General features: G+C 69.6%; 1 protein-coding gene. It reads left to right on the forward strand.

Annotated elements, in window-relative coordinates; translation table 11 throughout:
- Positions 1 to 223 precede the first annotated feature (223 nt).
- Entirely contained in the window at positions 224 to 1,810 is a 1,587-nt protein-coding gene (gene guaA, locus ACFVIM_RS34910) for a glutamine-hydrolyzing GMP synthase (RefSeq protein ID WP_384310340.1), read from the forward strand.
- Positions 1,811 to 1,979 lie beyond the last annotated feature (169 nt).

Raw genomic sequence — 1,979 nt, forward strand, 5'->3', positions numbered from 1 at the left:
TCAGTGGCTCAAGCAGCACGACCATGGCAGCCGGACGGGCCGGGTGCCATAGGTAAAGACCGAGGTGAGCTGCTTGTGCATGGGGTCAGTATGGCCCGCGCGGCCCCCGCTGGCCAACCGGCGGCCACCACCGTCGCCGCCCCGGTCGCATCGTGAGACGGGAGGGAGTTTTCGTATCTCGGTAGAATTGGTCCAACCGAACCCCACCGCCGGAAGGCCGCCAGTGTCATCAGCGTCCCCCGCTGCCGCGCCCGACGTCGTACTCGTCGTCGACTTTGGCGCGCAGTACGCCCAGCTCATCGCCCGTCGAGTCCGTGAGGCCCGGGTCTACAGCGAGATCGTTCCGTCCACCATGCCGGTGGCGGAGATGCTGGCGAAGAAGCCGAAGGCGATCATCCTCTCCGGCGGCCCGTCGTCGGTCTACGCCGAGAACGCCCCCCGCCTGGACCGGGAGATCTTCGAGGCCGGCGTGCCGGTCTTCGGCATGTGCTACGGCTTCCAGCTCATGGCCACCACGCTCGGCGGCACCGTCGACAACACCGGTGCCCGTGAGTACGGGCGGACGCCGCTGAAGGTCACCAAGCCCGGTTCGACCCTCTTCGAGGGCACCCCGGCCGAGCAGCCGGTGTGGATGTCCCACGGCGACGCCTGCTCGGCGGCGCCCGAGGGCTTCACCGTCACCGCCTCCACCGACGTGGTCCCGGTCGCCGCCTTCGAGAACGACGAGAAGAAGCTCTACGGCGTACAGCACCACCCCGAGGTGATGCACTCCACCTACGGCCAGCAGGTCCTGGAGCACTTCCTCTACCGGGGCGCCGGGATCGAGCCGACCTGGACCACCGGCAATGTGATCGACGAGCAGGTCGCCGTCATCCGTGAGCAGGTCGGCACCAAGCGCGCCATCTGCGGCCTCTCCGGAGGCGTGGACTCCGCCGTCGCCGCCGCGCTGGTCCAGAAGGCCATCGGCTCCCAGCTCACCTGCGTCTACGTCGACCACGGCCTGATGCGCCAGGGCGAGACCGAGCAGGTCGAGAAGGACTTCGTCGCCGCCACGGGCGTCCAGCTCAAGGTCGTCGACGCGCAGGAGCGCTTCCTGGCCGCGCTCGCCGGGGTCAGCGACCCCGAGGAGAAGCGGAAGATCATCGGCCGGGAGTTCATCCGGGTCTTCGAGCAGGCGCAGGCCGAGATCGTCGCCGAGGGCGCGGCCGGTGGCGAGGATGTCGCCTTCCTGGTCCAGGGCACCCTCTACCCGGATGTCGTGGAGTCCGGTGGCGGCACCGGCACCGCCAACATCAAGTCGCACCACAACGTCGGCGGCCTCCCCGAGGACCTGGAGTTCGAGCTGGTCGAGCCGCTGCGCAAGCTCTTCAAGGACGAGGTCCGCATGGTCGGACAGGAGCTCGGCCTGCCGGAGGAGATCGTCCAGCGCCAGCCCTTCCCGGGTCCGGGCCTCGGTATCCGTATCGTCGGCGAGGTCACCCGCGAGCGGCTGGACCTGCTCCGCGAGGCCGACGCCATCGCCCGTGAGGAGCTGACGGCCGCCGGGCTCGACCGCGAGATCTGGCAGTGCCCTGTCGTCCTCCTCGCCGATGTCCGCAGCGTCGGCGTCCAGGGTGACGGCCGCACCTACGGCCACCCGATCGTGCTCCGCCCGGTCTCCTCCGAGGACGCCATGACGGCGGACTGGACCCGGATGCCGTACGACGTGCTCGCCAAGATCTCCACCCGGATCACCAACGAGGTCGCCGACGTCAACCGCGTCGTCCTCGACGTGACCAGCAAGCCCCCGGGCACCATCGAGTGGGAGTAGAGGGGTAGTTTCACGGCTCTCTTCCGCCACCGCGCCCCTTCGGCTCAGAACCGACCTCGGGTGGAGCGGGTCCGCGCGGGGAGCCGCTCCCCTTTGCGGGCCCCTCTGATGTGAGTCAAGGGCCGGCCCGTCCGGCTGTACGGCGATGGCCGCCATCCCCTCCCGGGAT

Origin of the sequence: Streptomyces sp. NPDC057638, assembly GCF_042800315.1 — a bacterium.
GTDB lineage: Bacteria > Actinomycetota > Actinomycetes > Streptomycetales > Streptomycetaceae > Streptomyces.